This is a genomic window from Catellatospora sp. NPDC049133, from assembly GCF_040648455.1.
GTDB lineage: Bacteria > Actinomycetota > Actinomycetes > Mycobacteriales > Micromonosporaceae > Catellatospora > Catellatospora aurea.
On sequence record NZ_JBEZDT010000012.1, the window covers coordinates 40,222 to 56,827 of the forward strand.

15 protein-coding genes are annotated in these 16,606 nt (G+C 72.2%); 10 read left to right on the top strand and 5 right to left on the bottom strand.

The annotated features are described in order from the left end of the window. The first annotated feature begins 2 nt into the window (after nucleotides 1-2). The 5 genes from AB0B35_RS15755 to AB0B35_RS15775 all read left to right on the top strand — a co-directional run bounded on the left by AB0B35_RS15755 (nucleotide 3) and on the right by AB0B35_RS15775 (nucleotide 4,636). Complete coding sequence (locus tag AB0B35_RS15755; RefSeq protein ID WP_361045567.1) at nucleotides 3-524, top strand: hypothetical protein; 522 nt, start codon at nucleotides 3-5, stop codon at nucleotides 522-524. A gap of 123 nt (nucleotides 525-647) precedes the next feature. Next, nucleotides 648-1,592: an ROK family glucokinase gene (locus AB0B35_RS15760; protein WP_360537318.1), complete on the top strand. Its 945-nt coding sequence runs from the start codon at nucleotides 648-650 to the stop codon at nucleotides 1,590-1,592. A gap of 107 nt (nucleotides 1,593-1,699) precedes the next feature. Continuing rightward, a complete protein-coding gene (locus AB0B35_RS15765; protein ID WP_361045570.1) occupies nucleotides 1,700-2,371 on the top strand; it encodes an endonuclease/exonuclease/phosphatase family protein in 672 nt (223 codons plus the stop codon). A 73-nt stretch (nucleotides 2,372-2,444) separates the two neighbouring features. Beyond that, nucleotides 2,445-3,857: an NAD(P)-binding domain-containing protein gene (locus AB0B35_RS15770; RefSeq protein ID WP_361045573.1), complete on the top strand. Its 1,413-nt coding sequence runs from the start codon at nucleotides 2,445-2,447 to the stop codon at nucleotides 3,855-3,857. A 5-nt stretch (nucleotides 3,858-3,862) separates the two neighbouring features. Then, nucleotides 3,863-4,636 (top strand): alpha/beta fold hydrolase, encoded by a 774-nt coding sequence (locus AB0B35_RS15775; RefSeq protein WP_360537370.1) that lies wholly within the window; start codon nucleotides 3,863-3,865, stop codon nucleotides 4,634-4,636. A gap of 114 nt (nucleotides 4,637-4,750) precedes the next feature. On the opposite strand, the gene AB0B35_RS15780 is transcribed toward AB0B35_RS15775, so the two are convergent. Further along, nucleotides 4,751-5,320, bottom strand: coding sequence for a DUF308 domain-containing protein (locus tag AB0B35_RS15780; RefSeq protein ID WP_361045575.1), 570 nt, complete (start codon nucleotides 5,318-5,320; stop codon nucleotides 4,751-4,753). 195 nt (nucleotides 5,321-5,515) lie between these two features. Between AB0B35_RS15780 and AB0B35_RS15785 the strand changes: the two genes are divergently transcribed. After that, complete coding sequence (locus AB0B35_RS15785; protein ID WP_361045578.1) at nucleotides 5,516-6,202, top strand: lysophospholipid acyltransferase family protein; 687 nt, start codon at nucleotides 5,516-5,518, stop codon at nucleotides 6,200-6,202. A gap of 3 nt (nucleotides 6,203-6,205) precedes the next feature. On the opposite strand, the gene AB0B35_RS15790 is transcribed toward AB0B35_RS15785, so the two are convergent. Beyond that, complete coding sequence (locus AB0B35_RS15790) at nucleotides 6,206-9,589, bottom strand: AAA family ATPase (RefSeq protein WP_360537328.1); 3,384 nt, start codon at nucleotides 9,587-9,589, stop codon at nucleotides 6,206-6,208. Nucleotides 9,590-9,844: 255 nt separating this feature from the next. Here AB0B35_RS15790 and AB0B35_RS15795 point away from each other — a divergent pair, with 255 nt between their 5' ends. Further along, on the top strand, nucleotides 9,845-10,150 hold the full coding sequence (locus tag AB0B35_RS15795; RefSeq protein ID WP_361045581.1) for a hypothetical protein: 306 nt from the start codon (nucleotides 9,845-9,847) through the stop codon (nucleotides 10,148-10,150). A 58-nt stretch (nucleotides 10,151-10,208) separates the two neighbouring features. On the opposite strand, the gene AB0B35_RS15800 is transcribed toward AB0B35_RS15795, so the two are convergent. Together AB0B35_RS15800 and AB0B35_RS15805 are read right to left on the bottom strand one after the other, a co-directional pair. After that, entirely contained in the window at nucleotides 10,209-11,864 is a 1,656-nt protein-coding gene (locus AB0B35_RS15800; protein ID WP_361045584.1) for a cellulose binding domain-containing protein, read from the bottom strand. A 204-nt stretch (nucleotides 11,865-12,068) separates the two neighbouring features. Then, entirely contained in the window at nucleotides 12,069-12,761 is a 693-nt protein-coding gene (locus AB0B35_RS15805) for a Crp/Fnr family transcriptional regulator (protein ID WP_120316161.1), read from the bottom strand. Between the two features lie 200 nt (nucleotides 12,762-12,961). On the opposite strand from AB0B35_RS15805, the gene AB0B35_RS15810 reads away from it, so the two are divergent. Continuing rightward, on the top strand, nucleotides 12,962-13,843 hold the full coding sequence (locus AB0B35_RS15810; RefSeq protein ID WP_361045587.1) for a phosphotransferase: 882 nt from the start codon (nucleotides 12,962-12,964) through the stop codon (nucleotides 13,841-13,843). Nucleotides 13,844-13,895: 52 nt separating this feature from the next. Here AB0B35_RS15810 and AB0B35_RS15815 read toward each other — a convergent pair whose 3' ends face one another. After that, nucleotides 13,896-14,723 carry a DUF1028 domain-containing protein gene (locus AB0B35_RS15815; RefSeq protein ID WP_361045589.1) on the bottom strand — a complete coding sequence of 276 codons (828 nt, stop codon included), beginning with the start codon at nucleotides 14,721-14,723 and terminating at the stop codon, nucleotides 13,896-13,898. Between the two features lie 56 nt (nucleotides 14,724-14,779). On the opposite strand from AB0B35_RS15815, the gene AB0B35_RS15820 reads away from it, so the two are divergent. Both AB0B35_RS15820 and AB0B35_RS15825 read left to right on the top strand, forming a co-directional pair. Then, the gene (locus AB0B35_RS15820; RefSeq protein WP_360537338.1) at nucleotides 14,780-15,316 is read left to right on the top strand and encodes a polyadenylate-specific 3'-exoribonuclease AS; all 537 of its coding nucleotides are present in this window, start codon (nucleotides 14,780-14,782) and stop codon (nucleotides 15,314-15,316) included. Nucleotides 15,317-15,580: 264 nt separating this feature from the next. After that, nucleotides 15,581-16,606: a 6-phosphofructokinase gene (locus AB0B35_RS15825; protein ID WP_361045591.1), complete on the top strand. Its 1,026-nt coding sequence runs from the start codon at nucleotides 15,581-15,583 to the stop codon at nucleotides 16,604-16,606.

Consider the following 16,606-nt stretch of genomic DNA (forward strand, 5'->3'; position numbering starts at 1 on the left):
GCATGGACATCTCACCGGGCACGGCCCGAGAGGAGGCGGAGCGGCTGGTGGCGGCGGTGCTCGCCGCCGCGACGCTGGCCGCCAACGCCAACCCGCACCTGGCCACGGGTTCGCCCGAGTGCTGTGTGTGTCCACTCTGCAAGGTGATCGCGGCCGTGCGCGACCCCGATCCGGAACTGGTGGAGCGGGTCGCGACCGGGGCCGGCGACCTGGCCGCCGGCCTGGCCAGCTTCCTGCGCAGCGTGTCCACACACCGGCCCGGCGACGCCGCCTGGCGCGACGCCACGGCCCACCCGGGCGCGCCGTCCGCGGACGCCGAGGCCGCCGCCGAGGGCGACGCGACGGGGGAGGCCCCGGCGGCACGGCCGACGGCCAAGAAAGCGGTCAAGAAGATCGTCAAGAAAGTTGTCACTAACCCGACACAGGCTGTTCCCGAGTCGGAAACCTCCGCGTCACCCGGACGGGTTAAGGCTGCAAAAAAGGCCGTCCGGAAGGCGGAGCCGCACCCGCCGCCGGAGTTGTGAGACCGATCTTCGGCGGGCGACGCTCGGCGGCGGTACTTCCGGCGTTAGGGTGTTGCCCAGTAGAACGGCGTGGGCTCCCCAAAAGCGTCACCGCCGGCAAGCCCAGCAAGAAAGGGTTCGGCCGTGGCACTCACCATCGGCGTGGACATCGGTGGCACGAAAGTGCTCGGCGGTGTGGTCGATCCTGACGGCACCGTGATCGCGACATGTCGTCGCGATACCCCGGCCGGCGACGTAGCCGCGACCCGGGACGTGATCATCGATGTGGTGAAGGATCTGTCCGCCGAGCACAAGGTGGACGCGGTCGGCATCGGCGCCGCCGGATGGATTGACGCGACCCGGTCGACGGTGCTGTTCGCACCGAACCTGGCCTGGCGCGACGAGCCGCTGCGGGACTACGTCGCCAAGGCGGTGAACCTGCCCGTGGTGGTGGAGAACGACGCGAACGTGGCGGCGTGGGCGGAGTTCCGCTACGGCGCGGCGGCCGACGCCGAGGACTCGATGGTGATGTTCACCGTCGGCACCGGCATCGGCGGCGGCATCGTGCTCGGCGGCGGTCTCGTGCGCGGCGCGCACGGCATCGCGGCCGAGATCGGCCACATGCTCGCCGTGCCCGACGGGCACGTGTGCGGGTGCGGCCGGCACGGCTGCATCGAGCAGTACGCCAGCGGCAACGCCCTGGTCCGGTTCGCCCGCGCGGGTGCGCAGGCCGAGCCGGAGCGGGCGGCGCTGCTGCTGGGCAAGGCGGACGGCAAGGTCGAGAACATCACCGGCCCGATCGTCACCTCGGCGGCCCAGGCCGGCGACGAGGTCGCGATCGACGCCTTCAGCCAGATCGGCTACTGGCTCGGCCAGGGCCTGGCCGACCTGGTCCAGATCCTGGACCCGCAGGTCCTCGTGGTGGGCGGCGGCGTCATCGACGCCGGCGACCTCCTGATGACCCCGGCCCGCCAGTCCTACCTGGACAGCCTCGCCCAGCGAGGCCGCCTCCCGGTGGCCGAACTCCGCGCCGCCAAGATGGGCAACGTCGCCGGCCTCGTCGGCGCCGCCGACCTCGCCCGCCTCTGACCCCACCCGCCGTACCGCGGTGATCATGAACTTATGGCAAGGCTCGACGGCGTGTCATGGCCATAACTTCATGATCATCGTGGTGGGGGTGGGGCATGCTGGGCGGCATGTCGGTGCGGGTGATGTCGTACAACGTGCATTCGTTGCGGGATGACCTCGGGGCGCTGGCGGGGGTGGTGCGGGGAGTGGCGCCGGACGTGCTGGTGGTGCAGGAGGCGCCGCGGCGGTGGCGGTGGCGGACCAAATGCGCGAACCTGGCCGAGTCGTTCGGCATGTTCATGGCTGTCGGCGGGATGCCCAGCCTGGGTAATGTGATCATGACGAGCCTGCGGGTGCGGGTGCTGGACACCTGGTGCATGCGGTATCCGCTCACCCCGGGGCGGCACATGCGCGGGGCGTGTTTCGCCCGGTTGCAGGTGCCGGGGCGAGGGCCGTTCACCGTGGTCGGGTCGCACCTGTCGACCGACGACACCGAGCGGCCGGCGCAGGCCGCACTGCTCAAACCCGCGCTGGCGCTGGACGACCCGGTGATCGTGGGGCTGGACCTCAACGAGTGCCCGGACGGCGGCTCCTGGCAGCTGCTCACCGACCGGCTCGGCGACGCCGCGGCGCTGGCCGACCTCGAGGACCGGCCCACCTTCCCGACCCCGAACCCGACCCGGCGGATCGACGCGATCCTCCTCGACCCCCGGCTCGAGCTGGGTGGATACCAGGTCGTCACATCGGACGCGGCGGATCGGGCCAGTGATCATTACCCCCTGGTCGTGGACATCGTCTAGGAATCCGCGCTTTACAACCTCTGCCGCAAACGGGAAAGATGCTCTGCGTCTTACCTAGTCGTGGAGGTCGTGGGTGACGTATTCGGCCGGTTACGGCGATCCCGAGTCGGGTGCCCCCGCGACCGCGTGGCGTGACGGCTGGCCGGTCTACGACCGCAGCGGCACGGTCTGCGTCATCGGAGCGGGCCCCAGCGGGCTGACCGCCATGAAGAACCTCAAGGAGCAGGGCTTCGGCGTCGACTGCTACGAGCGCGACACCAGCGTCGGCGGCGCCTGGAACTGGCGGCACGACCGCAGTCCGGTGTACGCCAGCACGCACCTGATCTCCTCGAAGCCGTTCAGCCAGTTCCCGGACTTCCCGATGCCGGACAGCTGGCCGGACTACCCCAAGCACACCCAGGTGCTGGAATACCTCGACCACTACGCCGACCACTTCGACCTCAAGCCGCACATCTGGTTCGGCACCGAGGTCGTCAAGGTCGAGCCGGCCGAGGGCGAGCGCTGGGACGTGACCACGCGCAGCACCGGCGGCTACGGCGGCGAGCGCATCCACCGGTACGCGGCGGTGGTCATCGCCAACGGCCACAACTGGTCCCCGAAGCGCCCCGAGTACGAGGGCCTGGAGGACTTCAAGGGCGAGGTCATCCACGCCGCGCAGTTCAAGGACCCGGCGCAGCTGCGCAACAAGAAGGTCCTGGTGGTCGGCGCGGGCAACACCGGCTGCGACATCGCGGTAGAGGCGGCCCAGCAGGCCGCGCGCTGCTGGCACTCGACCCGGCGCGGCTACTGGTACACGCCCAAGTACACCCTGGGCCGCCCGGCCGACCAGGTCAACGACCTGATGCTGTGGCTGAAGCTGCCGCTGCGGGCCCGGCAGTTCCTGGCCCACCGGACGCTGAAGTCGACCGTCGGCGACCTGACCCGGTTCGGCCTGCCCCAGCCCGACCACAAGATCTACGAGACGCACACGATCGTCAACAGCCAGCTGGTCTACTACCTGGGACACGGCGCGATCGCGCCGGTGCCGGACGTGGCCCGCTTCCACCGCCACAGCGTGGAGCTCAAGGGCGGCGAGGTGATCGAGCCGGACCTGGTCGTGCTGGCCACCGGCTACCACCCGACGTTCGAGTTCATCGACGGCAACCTGCTCGGCGTCGACGCCCAGGGCCGCCCGCGGCTGGCCATGCACGCCTTCCCCAAGCGCCAGCCGACGCTGGCCGTGGCCGGGCTGCTGCAGCCGGACTCCGGGCTGTTCCCGCTGGTGCACTGGCAGATGGTGGCGTTCGCGCGGATGCTGCGGGTCCGCGAGGCGTCCCCGGCCAAGGCTGTCGCGGTGCAGCGCAAGCTGGAGGCCGACCTGGACCGGCGGTGGACCACGGCGAAGGTCAAGGACTCCACCCGGCACTGGTTCGAGATCAGCCACACCACGTACCTCAAGGCCATCCAGCGCCTGCTCGACGAACTCAGCCTGGAGGGGGCGAAGTGAAGGTCATGCGCGCCCGCGAGTGGGCGTTCCCGATCGCGGCGGTACGCCGTGAGGTGCGCCGCGCCACCCCCGAGGTGGACGAGGGCAAGCCGCCCGTGCTGTTCGTGCCCGGGTTCGGCCACGGCGCGTGGGTGTTCGCCGAGCACTGGCTGGAGCACACCGCCGACCGGGGCTTCCCGGCGTACGCGGTGAGCCTGCGCGGGCACGGCGACAGCGCCAAGGCGCCGAAGGCGACGCTGCGGGCGTACGCCCACGATGTGGCCCAGGTGGCAGCCTCCCTGCCGCGCCGCGCGGTGATCGTGGGGCACGGGGCCGGCGCCCTGGTGACCGCGCACGCGCTGGCGCGCTACCCGGCGCGGGCCGCGGTGCTGCTGTCGCCGGTCTTCGGCGGGGCGGGCACCGCCCTGCGCAACCCGATGCTCAGCCTGCCGGCGCTGTTCGGCGGCGGCCTGCGCCTGCCCGCCGGGCAGCTGTTCAGCCGCGAGCTGCCGACCAGCGCCTCCCGCGGGTACGCCGCCCGCCTCGGCCGGGCCTCGACCCGGGCGCAGTGGCAGCTGCTGCGCGGGCGCTCCCCGCAGCCGCCGGTCGGCGACCCGCCGGTGCTCGTGGTGGGCAGCCCCGACGACCGCATCGTGTCCGACACGGCGCTGCGCCGGGTGGCCCGCGGCTACGGCGGCGCGCCACTGCTGTTCCCGGGCATGGGCCACGACCTGATGCTGGACACCCGCTGGCGGGAGCCCATCGACGCGATCCTGGACTGGCTGGAGAAGTCCGACTGAAGTTGAGTCATGCGGAGCGCTGAGTCACGCGGAGCCCGCTACGCGGCCTTAATCGGTGTTCAGCCGGAGCGAAGCGCAGGCTGAACACCGAGCGGCCGCTTCGACGGGCTTCTCCTATACGACGGCGCCGTCGTCGGGCGGCAGCTCGTCGTCCTCGTCGCCGGGGCGCAGCCGCATGATCAGCGCGGTGGCCCCGCCGAGGATGCAGACCAGCGCGAACAGCATGCTCACCCGATCGTTGAAGGGCAGCAGCCGGGTGTCGAAGAACAGCACGAACCCGAAGACGATCGACAGCACGGCGACGATCGCGGCGAACGGCACCCGCGGCAGCGGCGGGGGCGGCGGCGGGACGAACTCCTCCGGCGTGTCGTCGGGCAGCCCGCCGCCGAACGAGTCGAGCGAGTCGAGCAGCGACGGGTCGCCGGGGGAGACCGATCTCGGGTCGCCGGACAGCGCGCGGTTGAGGATCGGGCCCGCGGCGGGCATCACCGGGCCGGCCGGTGCGGTCGGGCCCGCGGTCGGCTCCTCGCCGGCGGGCCAGGTCCGGGAGGTCAGCGGCGTGTCGAATCCGGCGACGATGCGGGCGAACTCCGCGTCGACCTGTTCGGGCGTCGCCTCGTTGCCCGACGGCCCGGGACGCGCGGGTTCGGCCGGCGTGCGGTCCGGGTCGTCCGTGGCTGGCACCTGGCACACTCCTTGGCGGGATAGGGGCTCGTCGTGGGGCCGGTGGGCATCGCTTCAAATCCTGACACGTGACACCCGTGTTCCGGCAGTAGGCTCTGCGATGCATGCCACAAACACGGTATGTCCCGGCCGGCCCCTCCGAGCCGGATCGTCAAGCGCCACACCACGTTCGCCGATCGACTTGGACGGGACTCAGTGCTCTACTGGCTGCTGAAATACATCATCCTCGGCCCCCTGCTGCGGTTGATCTTCAGGCCGCAGGTCGAGGGTCTCGAACATGTGCCGGACCGGGGCCCGGCGATCCTCGCCAGCAACCATCTTTCGTTCTCCGACTCCATCTTCATGCCCCTGGTGGTCAAGCGGAAGGTCACATTCGTGGCCAAAGCGGAATACTTCACCGGCAAGGGCGTCAAGGGCTGGCTGACGAAGATGTTCTTCGTGGGCACCGGCACCATTCCGGTGGACCGCTCCGGCGGCCGCGCCGCCCAGGCCGCCCTGGACACCCAGCTGCGCGTGCTGCGCGCGGGCGGCCTGGCCGGCATCTACCCGGAGGGCACCCGCTCGCCGGACGGGCGGCTGTTCCGGGGCAAGACCGGCGTGGCCCGCCTGGCCCTGGAGAGCGGCGCGACGGTCGTGCCCGTGGCGATGCTCAACTCGGATGTGGTGCAGCCCACCGGCAAGCTCATCCCCAAGGTGATGCGGGTGAAGATCCGCTTCGGCGCCCCGCTCGACTTCTCCCGGTATGCGGGCATGGCCGGCGACCGGTTCGTCGAGCGCGCGATCACCGACGAGATCATGTACGAGGTGATGGAGCTCTCCGGCCGCGAGTACGTCGACACGTACGCCGTGAAGATCAAGAACGCCGCGCCGGCTGCCGTCTAGTCCTCAGCTCAGCAGGCCCGTCGCGCGGTAGCGGGCCGCGAACTCGCGCAGTTCGGCCAGGCCGGGCTCGTCGAGGCTGCCGGCCCGCGCCGCCCAGGCCAGCGACAGCATCCGGTTGCTGGCGTCGCCGATGCGGGCGAAGTGGGCGGCCGCGGTGACGTGCTCACCGGCGACCGTGGCCAGGGCCGCCCGGACCCAGGGCGTACGCCGTGGCGAGCGCGCCAGCATGTTTCGCACCCGCTCCTGGTCGACGGCCCCCAGCAGCGCCGCCGCGTGCCCCGCGGCCGCCACCCACTCGCCGAACGGCAGCATCACCCGGGCCTGCCAGTCCTGCTCCAGCTCGCCGAGCAGGGACGAGGCCTCCTCGGCCCGGCCCTGCAGCGCCCGGCACAGCGCGGCGGGGGCGACGGCTCCCCGCAGCACCCGGTGGAACCCGCTGCGGCGGGCGGAGTCGAGCAGCTTCTCGATGGCGTCGTCGTCGGGCTGCTCGCCGCGCAACACCCGGATCCAGGACGAGGTGAGCACCGACATGGCATCCCACTCGGCCGCGCTGGAGCGCATCGTCTCGCTGATGGCGCGCACCTGGGTGTCCCAGTCCCCGGCGAAGAAGGCGTCGGCCGCCTCCTTGTGAAAGTTCGTGGCCAGGCTCAGCCCGCCCGCGATGTCCACGGTGCGCTGCTCGTCCAGCAGCCGGTGGTGCCGGGGCAGGTCGCCCTCCTCCAGGCAGGCCCAGGCGTAGTTCTGCACCGCCCGGCGGCGGCTGGTCAGCCGGTGCTCCCGGCAGTGCTCGGTGAGCAGCTCCAGCTCGCTGAACCCGGTCGGATCGCCGGCGATGTAGCGCGCCGTGGCGGAGGTGATGCGGGCGTTGGCGTGCACCTCGGCCAGGCCGATCCGGTCGGCGATGTCGGCCGCGGCCTCGGCGGCGGCGATCGCCGGCTCGGTCTCGTAGTTCATCATGTGCACCCGGGCCAGCTCCAGCAGCGCCTCGGCCTTCTCCAGGGTCTCCGGCAGCTCCTCGTAGCGCTCCACGGCGGCGTCCAGGTGCGCCAGCGTCGCGGCCCGGTCCGCGCGGCTCCAGGCGACCGTGCCGAGCAGGGTCAGCGCCCGCGCGGCGCCGGCCCGCTCGCCGAGCCGGTCCAGTTCCTCGGCCAGCTCGGCGAGCCGCTGCGCGCCGCCGCCGTCGGCGAACTCGTCCCCGGCCCGGTACAGCGCCAGCTCGGCGGCGAACAGGTCCAGCAGCGGGTCGTGTGCCAGCTTCAGGCTGAACGCCCGGTCCAGCAGCGTCGCCGCGGCGTCCAGGGCATGCAGGGCGTACGCGCGCCGGGCCGCCCGGTGCAGCGCGGTGCGCGCCGCGGGGGCGTACGGCTCGGGGTCCATGCCCAGCGTCCGGGCGATCTCGTGGGCGGCCCAGCGGTGGTTGGCCAGCACCTCGGCGAGGTCGGTCACCCGGTTGTCGGCGATCTGCTCCAGCCAGTCGGCGGTGCGCTGGTGCCGGGTGACCCGCTCGCTGCGCGGCAGCCGCTGGTAGCAGACGTCGCGGACCAGCACGTGGCGGAACGCGTACTCCGGCTCGCCGGCCATGGCCGAGGTCGGGTGCTCGGCGACCAGATCACGCTGCTGCAGCCGCTGCAGGGACCGGGTCACCACGTCGACGGGCAGGCCCAGCGAGCCGGCCACCGCACCCGGCCAGAACTGGGTGCCGACGACCGCGGCGGCCTGCAGCACCGAGCGGTCCGTCGGGTCGAGCAGGTCGAGCCGGTTGGCGATGACCGCCTGCACCGTCTGCGGCATCGGGGTGGCATCGCCGTCGGCCAGCGCCCAGTTGCCGCCGACCGGCCGCAACTCGCCCCGCTCGACCAGCATGCGCACGAACTCGTGGGCGTAGAGCGGGTTTCCGCCGGCCAGCTCCACCAGCGGGGCGACCCCGGTGGCGGGGAACACGGCCTGGCCGAACATCAGCCGGTACATGGCGGCGATGTGCTCGTCGTGCATCGGGCCCAGCGACACCGAGACCGCGCCGCTGACCGCGCTGGTCCAGCCCGGCCGCCGCTCGCGCAGCTCGGGCCGAGCGGTGGCGACGACCAGCAGCGGCACGCCGGGACCGATGCTGCCCAGCATCTCGACGAAGCGCAGCATGGCCTCGTCGGCCCAGTGCATGTCCTCGAAGACCAGCACGGTCGGGTTGGCCGTGGTCATCGCCAGCAGGAAGCGCCGCCAGGCGGACTCGGTCTCGGCCGGACTGAGCCCGGCGCCGGGCAGACCGACCAGCGGGCCGAGCGCGTCGCCCAGCCGGGCCGCCTCCAGCTCGCCGCACATGGCCCGCAGCGCGGTCTCCAGCCGGTTGCGGGCGGTCGCCTCGTCGTCGGTGTCGAGGATGCCGACCTGCGCCTTCACGATCTCGGCCAGCGCCGCGTAGGTCACGTTCTCGCCGAACGGCGGGCAGTGCCCGACCCGCCAGCACACCGTGGTCTCCGGGATGCGCTCGGCGTGCCGGGCCAGCTCGCGCAGCAGCCGGCTCTTGCCGATGCCGGCCGGCCCGAACACGGTGACCAGCTGCGGGCTGCGGTCGCGGATGGTCCGGTGCAGCGCGGTGACCAGCAGGCCGCGCTCGTGGTCACGGTTGACCATCGGGGTGGACTCGTCCCGGTCGCGCCGCTGGAGCCGCGCGGACACCGCGAGGAAGACCCGGCTGGTCGAGCTGCGGCCCTTGAGCGTGCGGGGCGGCAGCTCGTCGTACTCGATGTCGTCGGCGCTGGCCCGGGCGGTGTCGGCGCACACGAACACCGCGTGCGGCGGGGCGGCGGCCTGCAGCCGGGCCGCGGTGTTGACCACGTCGCCGGCCACGATGGCCTGCCCACCGTCGCGGGCGGCGCCCACGTCGACCAGCGCCTCCCCGGTCGCCACCCCGGCCCGGAAGGTGGCCGCGGCGGCCAGCGGCCCGCGGCTCAGCACCCGCTGCGCCTCCAGCCCGGCCCGGACCGCGCGCAGCGCGTCGGTCTCGGTGGCGACCGGCGCGCCGAAGATGGCCATCACCGCGTCGCCGATGTACTTCTCCACCACGCCGCCGAACTGCCGGACCACCTGGCGCACCGCGCTGAAGTACTCCTGCTGCAGGGTGCGCACCTGCTCCGGGTCGGACTGCTCGGCGTACGTGGTGAAGCCGACCATGTCGACGAACAGCACGCTGACCTGACGCCGGTCCTCGCGCGCGGGCGGACCCTGCCCCGCGGCCAGCGGGTTGCCGCAGCCGGTGCAGAAGAGGTCGCCGAAAGCCACCGTACGTCCGCAATGGACGCAAGGTGGGGTCAGGTTCGCCCCGCAGCCGCCGCAGAACCTGTCGTCCGGGCCGGCCGCGCGGGAGCAGTGCGCGCAGGTTGGGGTCTTCACGTCTCCGCCAGGTCGCCGGAGGTCCAGTATGGCCTGACCGCCCGGGTCGTTTCCTTACCGCTGTAGCTAACGCGACAAGGGGTCCGCACCAACACCGCCGCGCGGCTACAGTTTCGTGCACTGACAGACCGCGGCCTGCGCGCCGGGGTCTCGTGTGGCGCTGGAGGCGTTCGGGGGGTCCCGCCGGAGGCGGGCCGCCGGTGCGCACGCCAGCGGACGCTAACCGATCGATGGTCGTACGTGGGAGGCCGAACGATGTTGGTGCGACTGGCGCTCGCCTGGACCGACCCCTTCGGGGTCGCGCACGGCGTGGGCGAGCTTGTGGACATCGACGCGGTCACCCTCGCCGAGCTCGAAGAGCAGGGAGTGGTGGAGAACATGACCGAGATTCAGCCGACGCCCGACCAGCCGCAGAAGGCCTGGGTCGGCCCCGGTGCCCCGCCGACCGGTGACAAGGCGTGGGTCGGCCCCGGGTCGCCGCCCGCCGGTGACAAGGCATGGGTGGGCCCCGGCGCGCCGCCGGCCGACGACCCGGACGCGGAGACCGACGAGCAGCCGTGACCGCCTGAGTTGACGCAGGGGGCGGGCCGGGAGATCCGGCCCGCCCCCTGCCGTTCGCTCAGCTCGCGGTGCAGGCCACCCCGTTGAGCTTCACGTTGGTCGGGGCGGTGGACGGGCCGGAGCCGGTGAAGCTCACCGTCCAGCTCTGTGCGGGCGCCAGGTTCGGGGCCCAGCCCGGCGCGGTGACCGTCACCGTGCCGCCGCTGCTGGTGAACGTGCCGTTCCAGCCGTTGACGATCACCTGGCCGCTGCCGAGCGTGAAGGTCAGCACCCAGTTGGCGAACGTGGTGCTGCCGGTGTTGGTGATCACCAGCGAGGCGTTGTAGCCGTTGGGCCACGAGTTGTCGATCCGGTACACCGCCCGGCAGCTCGTCCCGGTGTTCGGGCCGGCGCTCGGGCTGGGCGAGGCGCTCGGCGACGGGCTGGTGCTGCGGCTCGGACTCGGGCTGGGGCTCGCGCTCGGGCTGGCCGACGGCGACGGGCTCGCCGAGCGGGACGGGCTGACGCTCGGCGACGGGTCGACGACCCCGCTCTTGGCCTTCATGTTCAGCGAGTGCTGCCGGAACACGGCGTGCTCGGGGCAGCCCTGGCCGGAGTCGAAGCCGCCGCAGTTGCTGTTGGCGGGGAACCACCAGAACGCGTCGCCGTCGCCGCCGGAGGCCTCCATCTCGGCGTACATCTCGGACCACCAGGTGGTCTTGTCGTCGTGCACGTTCCACTCGCCGAGGAAGAACGGCTTGCCGACCACGGTGTGCGCGTCGCTGATCCAGCGGCGCAGCAGCGCGCGGGCCGAGGCGAAGTTCAGGCCGGCCCAGCCCTCGGTGGGGTACATGTGCCCCGAGGTGAAGTCGATGTACGGCGAGGACTGGATGTAGGTCCACGGGCCGCCGGAGTCGCCGCCGTAGCCGTACTTCGTCTCCTGGCCCTCCTGGCCGGTGCCCAGCAGGTGGTTCGGGTCCAGGCTCTTGACCAGCGCGCCCATCTCGTCGACCCAGGCCCGCAGGGTGGTGCCCGTGGTGTTCTCGTTGGGCGTGGCGTCGGGGTAGCGGGGCTCGTTCATGAGCTCCCAGGCCAGGATGGTCGGGTCGTTCTTCCAGGCCACGCCGGTGAACGAGTTTGTCCTGGTCAGCGCCTTGGTGACGTAGTCGCGGTACTGCGTGAAGCAGCCGGGGCAGGCGGTCTTGTTGAAGAAGCGCCAGCGGTTGGCGTACCCCGTGGGCAGGCCCTCCCAGGACAGGCGCTTGTCGATGCCGCCGTACGCCTCCCAGAAGTTCTCGAACACCGGGATGAGCCGGATGTTGTGGTCCCGGGCCGACTTCATCACGTAGTCGAAGAGGATGAACGCCTCCTCGGTGTAGACGCCCTCGGCGGCCTCGAAGCCCATCCAGTCCTCGTGGCTGAACATCCACAGCCGCAGCACCGAGACGTTGTCGCTCTGCAGCCGGGTCATGTGGGCGTCGATCTTGGCTTTGTCGACGTACTGCTCACCGGGCAGCCAGTCGTAGCCGAAGGTGAACACGTCGTAGGTGTTGGCTCCGGCGAAGTAGTAGGGCTTGCCGTCCAGGCAGAAGCGGATGCCGCAGCGGGTGACGAAGCTGTCGCGCGGGTCGGCCGCCTGGGCGGCGGGGGAGCCGACGAACGGCAGGGCCAGCGCCAGCGTGGCCGTGACCGCCGCCAGCGCGGCCAGCAGGGCACGCCGTGGGGAACGGGACATGGAGTCTCCTTGGGAGCGCGGCCGCCCTCAGCGATGCGGGCACATCGCGGGCGATGAGGACAGCCGTCAATGGAAGCGCTCCCATAGTAGGGCCCGGCCCCGTTCAGGTAAAGCGGTTCAGTAGAGGCCGAAAGCCCTGCGCCACAACGGATCAAGGCTCCGTCCCGGTGTGGGCGGAGCCTTGATCGGTGGAGCTGTCGAGCGTCAGCGGTCCTGCATGCCCGCGCGGCGGCGCAGGGCGGGGACGTCCATCACCACGATGCGGCGGCCCTCGGTGCGCAGCCATCCCCGGCTGGCGAAGGAGCCGATCGCCTGGTTCACGCTCTGCCGCGAGCCGCCCGCCATCTCGGCCAGCTGGCTCTGGTTCAGCTCGATCGTGATCATCGGAGCCTGGCTCTCCCCGGCCAGCCGCACCAGCGTCTTGGCGACGCGGCCGGGCAGGTCCAGGAAGACGTGGTCGGCGTTCTGCTCGGTCAGCCGGCGGATCAGCGCGCCCAGCGAGCGCATGACCGCGTCGAGGATGCGCGGGTTCGAGTGCACCAGCTCCATGAACGCGCCACGCGACAGCGCCAGCGCGGTGCAGTCCTCCAGCGCCTCGGCCGAGAGCGAGCGGGCCGCACCGTCCAGAAGGGACACCTCGCCGAGCACGTCCGGCGGGCGCATCACGGACAGCACCGCGCGCTCGCCGGTCGGAGAGGTGCGGAAGACCGCCACCGATCCGCGCTTGAGCACGATGAGCGACTCGCCGGGGTCGTTCTCCACGAACAGCAGCTGCCCCTTACGGAAGGTGCGGGGCACCGCCGCGGCGATCACCCGCTGCCGAACCTCAGGCTCCAGACCAGCGAACATGTCGACCCCGGTGAGCGCGTCCGCAGCTTCCGGAATGCGAATCTCCACCGCCTACCCCTTCCGTGTTCCCACCCCCACCGGCATCCACGGTCGTGGTGGCCGGTGCAACCCTGGACAGATCATCGCGTGCGTGAGCCGCCACGTCCACTCCGTGCGTCGCCATCGGAGGCCGTCCATCAACAGATCTGCCGTAACGCAGACACCTCCGACGGATACGACACCGTGTCGCCACGTGTGATAATCCGCCCGTGCTGGCTGACGATACGATCCGCACGACACTTCGTACGGCATGGCACCTTCAGCCGGACGGCTGCACTCCGCTGGACGGTGAGCCGACGACATCGACCAGGACGGTTGCCGTGGGTGACCGGCGGTACCTGGCGGTCCTGGTGGCGGGCGGTGAGCGGCGCCGGTTCGAGGCCGGGCTCGCCGCGGCCGAACATCTCGACCGGCAGGGCGTGGACACCGGCGCCCCGGTGCGGGCCGCGGACGGCGCGCTGAGCGTGCCCGTCGGCGAGCACGTGCTCGCCCTGGTCGTCTTCGTGCCCGGCCGCCCGCTCGACGGCGCCGACCCCGTGGACCAGCAGTGGTGGGGCGACCGGCTCGGCGCGGCGCACCGCGGGCTCGCCGGCTTCCGGCATCCGGGTCTGGCCGAGTGGCATCCGCTGCGTCCGGACGCGCCGTATCTGTCCTGTGCGGGCTGGCTGCGGCCGGCGATCACCGGCGCGGTCACCGCGCTGACGAAGCTGCAGATCACCGATCGGCTCACGGTCGGCCCGCTGCACGGCGACCCGCACCCGGCGGCGTTCCGGCTGGACCACGACACCGGTCGCATCGGGCTGGTCAGCTGGCGGTATGCGGGGTTCGGCCCGCTGATGTACGACGTGGCCTCGGCCGTCCGGCACGCGGGCGGCCCGGACCGGGCGCGGGAGCTGCTGGCGGCGTACGCGGCCGCGGGCCCGGTGCCGGTCGCCGAGATCGAGGGCAGCCTGGACACCCTGCTGCGCTTCCGCTGGGCGCTGGAGGCCGACGCGTACGCCCACGCCCTGGTCACCGGCGACCTGACCCCTGCGGACACCGACCGCTGCCGAGCGGGCCTCGACGAGACCCGCACCGCCCTGCTCGACTGACCCCGCTCCTGCATCCGTCCCCGGCTCGCGCCGCGCGATGCGCGGTGAACGGTCAGCAGGTGCGGAGGTGGGTGAGGACCAGGGGGTCGATGTGGCCGGGGACCATGCGCTCCTCCAGGTTCTCGATGCCGGCCCAGTCGGACAGGGCGGCGTCGAGATCGGACGCGGTGTGGCCGCGGGCGGTCAGCAGGGCGCGGACCTCGTCGGCGACGGCGTCGCGCAGGGGGAGCAGGGTCGCCGGGTCGGGCTTGCCGAACAGCAGGGTGTGGATGTCGAGCAGGCGGGCCAGCTCGGCGCACGGGTCGGGGTGGTCGTCCACGCGCAGGTCGACGACGATGTCGCTGGTGCCGCCGTAGCCCTGGCCGGGGGCGACGACGTACAGCGCCGCGCTCTGCCGTCCGCGCCGGTCGCCGCCTGCGCCGTCGCCCGCGCGCAGCGCGGCCAGCAGCCGGTACGCGAGCGCGCCGGCCGGGTCGGAGGCCAGCCAGGCGGTCTCCATGGCGGCGGCCACCTCGGGTCCGGTGAGGATGTTGCCCTGGATCGCGTATCCGTCACCGGTGCGCCCACCGGCCCAGCCGTGGCACCCCGACCCGGTGTACGTCGCGCCGTCGCCGGTGCGGCCCACCACGCCGAGCTGGCGCGATTCGCGGTCCGGGTCGGCGGCGGTCAGCCCGGCCACCACGTCGGCCGCCGCGGTGCCGGTGCGCAGCAGGGCCAGGCCTTGCGGGCGGTAGGCCAGGTTGGCGTAGGACTGGGTGGCCAGCGCGCCCACGGCGGCCTCCGCGGCGGGCACGGCTGCCCCGGCGGCCAGGAACTTGCTGGCTACGGCGACCCCGTGTGCGACCCCGTCGGCCGAACGCGCGACGATCGAGAACGTCATGGCGCCCAGGGTAGGGCCCACGGCGCCGGACGCACCGCACAGGGACAGGGGAAGACGTGGCCTACCGCTATTTCTACGACTGCGAGTTCATCGAGGACGGAGTCACCATCGACCTGGTCTCGATCGGCGTGGTCGACGAGTTCGGCCGGGAGTTCTACGCCGTGTCCACCGAGTTCGACCCGAAGCGGGCCATCCCGTGGGTGCGCGACAACGTGCTGAACCTGCTCCCGTCCCCGGCGGACAAGGCGTGGCGCTCGCGCGAGCGCATCCGCACCGAGCTGCTGGAGTTCCTCACCGAGCCGCTGGCCGGCCGGCCGCAGGAGACCATCGAGCTGTGGGCCTGGTACGGCGCGTACGACCACGTGTGCCTGGCGCAGCTGTGGGGGCCGATGGTGGCGCTGCCCCGGGCGATTCCGCGGTTCACCAAGGAGCTGCGCCAGCTGTGGGACGACAAGGGACGCCCGACGCTGCCCGAGGCGGCCACGGCCCGGCACGACGCGCTCGTGGACGCCCGGCACAACCTGGCCCGCTGGAAGGCGATGACGGCGCGTAAGCGCAAGGACGCCAAACCGCCCGCGGTGGACGCCGGGTGAAGGGCCGATGACGGGCCGGAACGGCACGCCCCGGGCTGCCGCCGCTCTGTCACGCACGGGTAACCTTGCCATGACGACACTGTTGCGCTGGCCTGGTGACCGGCTCGCGCCCCCGACATGTGGACAGCGGCGGGGCGTGCTGGCCTTACCCGGGCAAGCCCAGTACAGTGCGCATTTGCGGCCCGCCCCGGCCGGCAGCGTAGCCGTGATCACTCGTCTCCCGGGGCCCGGCAACTGACTACCCGTAATCGGGAGGACGAGAAAATGCGTATCGGCGTACTCACCGGCGGCGGCGACTGCCCCGGTCTCAACGCGGTCATCCGCGCCGTGGTCCGCAAGGGCGTGGGCACCTACGGGCACGAGTTCGTCGGGTTCCGCGACGGCTGGAAGGGCCCGCTGGAGGGCATCACCCGCCCGCTGGGCATCCCGGAGGTCCGGGGCATCCTGCCGCGCGGCGGCACGATCCTGGGCTCGTCCCGCACCAACCCGTTCAAGATCGAGAACGGTGTGGAGCGGATCAAGCAGAACCTGGCCGACATGGGCGTGGACGCGCTCGTGGCGATCGGCGGCGAGGACACCCTCGGCGTGGCCACCAAGCTGACCGAGCTGGGCGTGAACGTCGTCGGCGTGCCGAAGACGATCGACAACGACCTGGGCGCGACCGACTTCACGTTCGGCTTCGACACCGCGGTCAACATCGCCATGGAGGCGATCGACCGGCTGCACACCACGGCCGAGTCGCACCACCGCACCGTGGTCGTCGAGGTCATGGGCCGCCACGCGGGCTGGATCGCGCTGCACGCGGGCCTGGCCGGCGGCGCGAACGTGATCCTGCTCCCCGAGCAGAAGTTCGACCTGGACAAGGTCGTCGAGCACGTGGAGACCCGGTTCAAGACCAACTACTCGCCGATCATCGTGATCTCCGAGGGCGCCATGCCGACCGACGGTGACATGATCACCCTCAACGGCGAGCTGGACGCGTTCGGCCACGTGCGCCTCGGCGGCATCGGCAACTGGCTGGCCGACCAGCTGGAGAAGCGCACCGGCAAGGAGGCCCGCGCGGTCGTGCTGGGCCACACCCAGCGCGGCGGCACGCCGACCGCCTTCGACCGGGTGCTCGCGACCCGCTTCGGCCTGCACGCCATCGACGCCGTCCACGAGGGCGACTTCGGCAAGATGGTCGCCCTGCGCAGCACGGACATCGTCCGCGTCCCGCTGGCCGAGGCCACCCGCGAGCTCAAGACCGTCCCCCTCCACCGCTACACCGAGGCCGAGGCCTTCTTCGGCTGA